Below are 6074 nucleotides of genomic sequence, written 5' to 3'. Positions count from 1 at the left end.
CGGCCAGGCAGACCGCGGGCCCGCAGACCGACTCACCGGTGGCACCCGCTCCGGGAGGCCGCCACGCGGCCGCACCCGCACCCGCGCTGCGCGCCAAGGGGATCAACGACGAGGCAACACCTCCGCTGACCTACACCGGGCCGTCCGAGGACGGCAGCGCCGCCGTGCAACGCCGGGACAACGGCGACGGTGCGGCTGCCGGCACCACCCGTAAAGAACGGCGTGAGGCCGCTCGTCGGGCTGCGAAGCCTCGTAGAGGCTGACCCGACTTCAGAAGCCTCCCAGAGGCTGGGCTGTTTCACCCGATGTGGAGTGCCACGAGCTGCCACCGCGGTTCCCGAGCCGTTGGTGCCAGCTCGACCCGGCATGCCATCGCGTGGGTGCGGGCACCGCGCGAATAGACGGCGGCCACCTCGAAGGCGGCGCCCTCGGTGTCAGCAGCCTGGAGTCGGACCCGGCGCAGCACAGCGGCACCGTCACCGCGGCTGGTGGCCCGGCTCAGGGCGATCACCGTATCGGCGAGTCCACCCATCAGCAGCGGCCGCACCTGACCCGGCGGCCGGCGCTGGTCGATCACTTCGAGCACGGTGCGCAAGGCGGCGTCGGCGAAGGCCGCCGCGGCTTGTCGTCGCGGCGCCGATGCCGGAGTGCTCGGTGGCGGGTGCAGGGGGCGAATCCGTCGGGTACCACGCCCGTGCGACGGGACGCGACTGTGCCCGAGTGCCGATGAAGCGGCCAGCGGGGGCTCGTAGTCGACGATGCGGGTGACGCTGCCGGTGCTGGGCGATGTGGTCATTGCTGGACCTCCAGAGAGACACGACACAACGGACGGCCTGCTGGAGAGTGGCAGACGGGGTTTGGCTGATCATGGCACAGCGCCCACGGCCGCGTGTGCACCCGCGATACGCATCCACAGGCCGGCCAGCTACGGTGACGGCGTGCGCGGACACGTCGGGACGTGGGGACGCTAGGGGAGGGTTGCCGGGATGGTCGCCAGGTTGTCTGCGTCTGATACGTCGTTCTATCAGCTGGAGAACACATCGACACCGATGTATGTCGGTACGTTGTCGATCCTGCGTCGGCCGCGGGCCGGATTGAGCTATGAAACACTGCTGGCCACCGTCGAGCAGCGGTTGCCGCAGATCCCGAGGTATCGGCAGAAGGTCCGCGAAGTCACCTGGGGCCTCGGCCGGCCGGTCTGGATCGACGACGCGGACTTCGACATCACCTATCACATCCGGCGCTCAGCGCTGCCGTCCCCGGGAAGCGACGCTCAACTCCACGATCTGGTGGCCAGGCTCGGTTCCCGCCCGCTGGACAAATCTCGTCCGCTCTGGGAGATGTACTTGGTCGAGGGATTGACCAAGAACCGTGTCGCGATCTACACCAAGTCGCATCAGGCTCTGGTCAACGGGATGACGGCGCTCGAGATCGGACATGTCATCGCCGACCGGACGCAGAAGCCGCCGGCCTTCGGTGAGGACATCTGGATTCCGGCGCGCGAACCGGCCGGTGCCGGGCTGTTGTTGGGAGCCGTCATGGACTGGGCGGCGAAACCGCGGCAACAGGCTGAGGTGGTGCGCTCAACGGTGGCCGGCCTGTTCACCAATTCCGGTGAGGCGGTACAAGCCGTCCGGCATGCCTTCGATGTCGCACGCACCGTGGCGCGTGGCACGGCGCCGAACAGTCCGTTGAACACCACAGTGTCGCGCAACCGGCGGTTCACCGTCGCCAGCGCGCAGCTCGAGGACTTCCGCCGCCTCCGGGCGCGTTACGACTGTGATGTCAACGACGTGGTGCTGGCGGTGATCGCGGGGGCGCTGCGCAACTGGTTGTTGTCGCGCGGTGAGCCCGTCACACCGACGTCCACGGTCCGGGCGATGGCGCCGATGTCGGTGTACACCGACCCCGATCTGGACTCCGGTGCCGGGCCGGGTCAGGCGATCAGCGAAGTCGCGCCATTTCTGGTGGATCTGCCGGTGGGTGAAGGCAATTCGGTGGTGCGCCTGTCGCAGATCGCCCACGCCACCGAATCACATTCGACGGCAGCCAGACTGGTCGACGCCCGCACCATCGTCACGCTGTCGGGTTTCGCGCCACCGACACTGCATGCGATGGGTATCCGGGTGGCATCGAGCTTCTCCGCCCGGCTTTTCAACCTGCTCATCACCAATGTGCCTGGCGCACAGGGGCAGATGTACGTGGCAGGCACCAAACTGCTGGAAACCTATGCGGTTCCACCGTTGGTGACCAACCAGGTTCTGGCCATCGGCGTGACGTCCTACCACGGCATGCTCTATTTCGGCATCAATGCCGACCGCGACGCCATGAGTGACGTCGACGTGTTCCCCAGCTTGTTGCGGGAGTCGCTCGACGAACTGCTGGACGCGGCGCAGTAGCCGCACGTCCCCCTGCCGGGTGCGGCTGAGCCGTGGCCGGACCGAAGCGCGATCCGGCCACGGGTCAGGCGACTACTTTTTCGGGGGTGTTTGCGGCGGCAGATCGTCGCTGGTGTGGCGATCGGCCTCAGCCGACAGTTTGAACTCTTCGGTGTCGAACACTTCACCACCGAGCGGGTCCTCGGGGACAGCAATGGTGATGGTCCCGGTCTCGGGATGCACCTCGTAGGTCTCGGCGCCGATGCTGCGGACCGAAACCAGCCCGGACAATGTCGACGAGATGTCGCGTCGCCGGTTGGGTGCCGTCGCCGGCGCCCCGTCGGCAGCGGAGATCTGCATCAGTCGAGGCGTGGTGGCCACGTCGTAACGGAATGCCCGCAACATCGACCAGCAGGCCACCACCATCACGATAGAGAAGGGCAGAGCCGTCGCGATCGACGCTGTCTGCAGCGCGGTCAGTGAACCCGCACCACCGACGACAAGCAGCACCGCCGCCGCAACACCTTCCAGTACCGACCAGTAGACCCTGGTCGCCTTGGGCGGATCCAGATCGCCGCCGGACGACAGGATGTCGATCACCAGCGAGCCGGAATCCGAGGAGGTCACGAAGAAGAACACGATGACCGCCACCGCAAGCACACTGGTGATGACCCCGAAGGGGAGACCGCCCAGGAGCGCAAACAGCGAGGTGTTGGTGTCCACCGCGCCATCGACCAGCATGTCGCCGTTGTCGCGCTGCCTCAGGATCGCCGAGTCGCCGAAAATCGTGAACCACAGCGAACCGATGAGCGTGGGGACCAACAGGACGCCGCCGATGAACTCGCGGATGGTGCGGCCGCGGGAGATCCTGGCGATGAACATGCCGACAAACGGCGCCCAGCTGATCCACCAACCCCAATAGAAGATCGTCCAACTGCCCAACCACTCACCGTCGGTGAACGGTGCGGTGCGCAGCATGAACTGGGGGAAAGACTGCGCGTAGTTGCCCAGGTTCTGTACCCAGGCCTGCAGCAGGAACAATGTCGGACCGAACAACAACACAAAGCCGGCCAGAGCGGCCGCCAGCGTCATGTTGATGTTGGACAGCCACTTGATGCCTCTGTTGACACCGCTGACCACGGAGAACGTCGCGAGCGCGGTGATGGCGGCGATCATCCCGATGATCCACCAGTTGTTCATCTCGATCCAGCCGAGGTACTCCAGCCCGGCACCGATCTGGGTGATACCGAAACCCAGGGAGGTGGCGACACCGAACAGGGTTCCCACCACGGCGATGACGTCGACAGCGTGCCCGATGGGACCTTCGACCCGCTGGCGGCCGAGCAGCGGTTCCAGTAGCCAGCGCACCGTCAGGGGCCGGCCACGCCGGTAGGTCATGTAGGCCATACCGAGCCCCACGACGACGTAGACGCCCCAGGCGTGCACACCCCAGTGGAACAGCGTCAGCGCCATCGACTGGTTGGCCGCCGCGTCGGTCAGGCCCGGGATGCCCCGTGACGCGGGCGGTGTTGCGTAGTGGGTCAACGGCTCGGCCACCCCGTAGAACACGAGACCGATGCCCATCCCGGCGCTGAACAGCATGGCCAGCCAGGACCAGAAACCGAACTCGGGTTTCTCGGTGTCGCGGCCCAGCCGGATCCCGCCGATGCGTGACAGCGCACAGTAGGCGGCAAATGCCACGAATCCGGTGGTTGCCAGGATGTACCACCAGCCGACACCACTGGTGAGGGCCGAGTTCAGCTGGGCGAACGCCTCCTCGGCTGCCCCGGCATATACGGCCGCGAACACGATCAGGCCGATGATGACAATCGATGCGGGGATGAAGACCGGGGCGCTCAGGCTGCGGAATGCCCCGATGATGCCGCCGGGTGCGGTGTCTTCTTGCGGGCGAGGCTTACCTTTACTCGTCAAGCTGATCCTCCTCATGTCGAGTACATGCCGGGTTCAGCAAACATGCAGCCTTGTAGCTGGCAGGCGCGTGGAGCGCCAAAAGCGGGGTTCAGCGAGCGGCCCATCCGATTTGCGAACGGGGCCACAAGGCTCAGGCTGAGGTTCCGGCAACGTGAAGAACCTTAGTCGAAGGTGGATCCAGGATCGCTGGGGGCCTCGGTGGCCGTCGGTTTCGCCGGCCCCGGAGAGGTGGTTCGGGGTGCTGAAACGGGCAACTGCGATGTTGTTGCTCGCAACTGCGCCGACGTGCCACGACATGCGGTCCGCGCGACTACGATTCGCTGATGGGAAAATCGCGACCGAAGCTGTCGAAGGATGTCTACGAAGCCGAGTTGTTCCGTCTGCAAACCGAATTCGTGCGCTTGCAGGAGTGGACGAAACACACCGGCGCGCGCATCGTGGTGATCTTCGAAGGGCGTGACGCGGCAGGCAAGGGTGGCACCATCAAGCGGATCACCGAGTACCTCAGCCCGCGGGTGACCCGCATCGCTGCGCTGCCGGCGCCGACCGATCGTGAACGTGGGCAGTGGTACTACCAGCGTTACATCGAACATCTGCCCACCAAGGGGGAGATCGTCTTGTTCGACCGGTCCTGGTACAACCGAGCCGGCGTCGAAAAAGTCATGGGATTCTGTACACCGCAAGAACATTCACTGTTCTTGCGGCAGACCCCGATCTTCGAGCAGATGCTCATCGATGAGGGGATCGTCCTGCGCAAGTACTGGTTCTCGGTGTCCGACGACGAGCAACTGCGTCGTTTTCGGTCGCGGCTCGACGACCCGGTTCGGCAGTGGAAGCTCTCGCCGATGGATCTGGAATCGGTGTACCGCTGGGAAGATTATTCGCGCGCCAAGGACGAGATGATGGTGCACACCGACACGCCGCTGAGTCCCTGGTTTGTCGTGGAATCCGACAGTAAGAAGCATGCGCGACTGAACATGATGTGCCACCTGCTGTCGTCGATCGACTACCACGACGTCGAGCGGCCGACCGTGGAGTTGCCCGAACGTCCGGTGCTCTCGGGCAGCTATCAGCGGCCGTCGCGTGAGCTGTCGACGTATGTTCCCGACCACGTGGCGACCCTGCTTGGTGATCGGGAGTAATTGTCGGTCGGTGGCGGGATCGGGCTAACCTCACTGCCCATGCGGGTCTATATCCCAGCGACGCTGGCCATGTTGCAACAATTCGTCGCCGACGGGTCGTTGTTCCCGGTCAGTGGCACCGCCTTCGCGGTGACGCCGACGCTGCGCGAGGCTTATGCCGAAGGCGACGACGACGAACTCGCCGAGGTGGCGCTGCGCGAAGCCGCGCTCGGGTCGATGCGACTCCTGGCCTTCGATGACGCCGAAGAATCAGGCGATGACACCGGCGGATCCGATGGCCTGCCGCTGCGCCGGTGTGTGCTGGTCGCCGACGTGGAAACCGTGAAACCCCGGCCCGATCTCGACGACGCGGTGGTCCGGATGAGTGACGCGGTTTCCCTCCAGGACGTGGTGGCCGTCTATGTCGACACCGTGACGGCCGAGGCTGCGGTGCGTGCTGCGGTCGGCGTCATCGACGCGGCTGATCTGGGGGATGAGGACGCCGAACTCGCGGTCGGCGATGCTCAGGATCACGACCTGGCGTGGTACGCCACCCAGGAGCTGCCGTTCCTGCTCGACTTGCTCTGAGCACTGGATACGGAACCGTAAGTTACGGTACCGTAGGTTGCATCTCCGGGCCCCT

General features: G+C 65.4%; 6 protein-coding genes. 4 read left to right on the top strand and 2 right to left on the bottom strand.

Features of this window, described 5'->3' with window-relative positions; all coding sequences use genetic code 11:
• Positions 1–263, top strand: a 263-nt coding sequence (locus tag WBB07_RS05270) for a hypothetical protein (RefSeq protein ID WP_526305429.1), incomplete at its 5' end; no start/stop codon positions are given.
• Positions 264–298: 35 nt separating this feature from the next.
• On the opposite strand, the gene WBB07_RS05265 is transcribed toward WBB07_RS05270, so the two are convergent.
• Positions 299–796: an Rv3235 family protein gene (locus WBB07_RS05265; protein ID WP_526305427.1), complete on the bottom strand. Its 498-nt coding sequence runs from the start codon at positions 794–796 to the stop codon at positions 299–301.
• Between the two features lie 190 nt (positions 797–986).
• On the opposite strand from WBB07_RS05265, the gene WBB07_RS05260 reads away from it, so the two are divergent.
• Entirely contained in the window at positions 987–2399 is a 1413-nt protein-coding gene (locus WBB07_RS05260) for a WS/DGAT/MGAT family O-acyltransferase (RefSeq protein ID WP_526305425.1), read from the top strand.
• 72 nt (positions 2400–2471) lie between these two features.
• On the opposite strand, the gene WBB07_RS05255 is transcribed toward WBB07_RS05260, so the two are convergent.
• On the bottom strand, positions 2472–4259 hold the full coding sequence (locus tag WBB07_RS05255) for a BCCT family transporter (RefSeq protein ID WP_526305441.1): 1788 nt from the start codon (positions 4257–4259) through the stop codon (positions 2472–2474).
• Positions 4260–4633: 374 nt separating this feature from the next.
• On the opposite strand from WBB07_RS05255, the gene ppk2 reads away from it, so the two are divergent.
• Complete coding sequence (gene ppk2, locus WBB07_RS05250) at positions 4634–5452, top strand: polyphosphate kinase 2 (RefSeq protein ID WP_526305423.1); 819 nt, start codon at positions 4634–4636, stop codon at positions 5450–5452.
• A gap of 39 nt (positions 5453–5491) precedes the next feature.
• Entirely contained in the window at positions 5492–6019 is a 528-nt protein-coding gene (locus WBB07_RS05245) for a DUF6912 family protein (RefSeq protein WP_526305421.1), read from the top strand.
• Positions 6020–6074: the final 55 nt, after the last annotated feature.

Source organism: Mycobacterium sp. (genome assembly GCF_049647605.1).
Taxonomy (GTDB): Bacteria; Actinomycetota; Actinomycetes; order Mycobacteriales; family Mycobacteriaceae; genus Mycobacterium.
The sequence above is the reverse complement of the archived record's forward strand: the minus strand, read 5'-3'. Positions and strand labels throughout refer to the sequence as shown.

What these genes read in the sequence shown, in the direction of transcription:
- WBB07_RS05265 (WP_526305427.1), bottom strand. Translation starts at nt 796, where the DNA reads ATGACCACATCGCCCAGCACCGGCAGCGTCACCCGCATCGTCGACTAC.
- WBB07_RS05260 (WP_526305425.1), top strand. Translation starts at nt 987, where the DNA reads ATGGTCGCCAGGTTGTCTGCGTCTGATACGTCGTTCTATCAGCTGGAG.
- ppk2 (WP_526305423.1), top strand. Translation starts at nt 4,634, where the DNA reads ATGGGAAAATCGCGACCGAAGCTGTCGAAGGATGTCTACGAAGCCGAG.
- WBB07_RS05245 (WP_526305421.1), top strand. Translation starts at nt 5,492, where the DNA reads ATGCGGGTCTATATCCCAGCGACGCTGGCCATGTTGCAACAATTCGTC.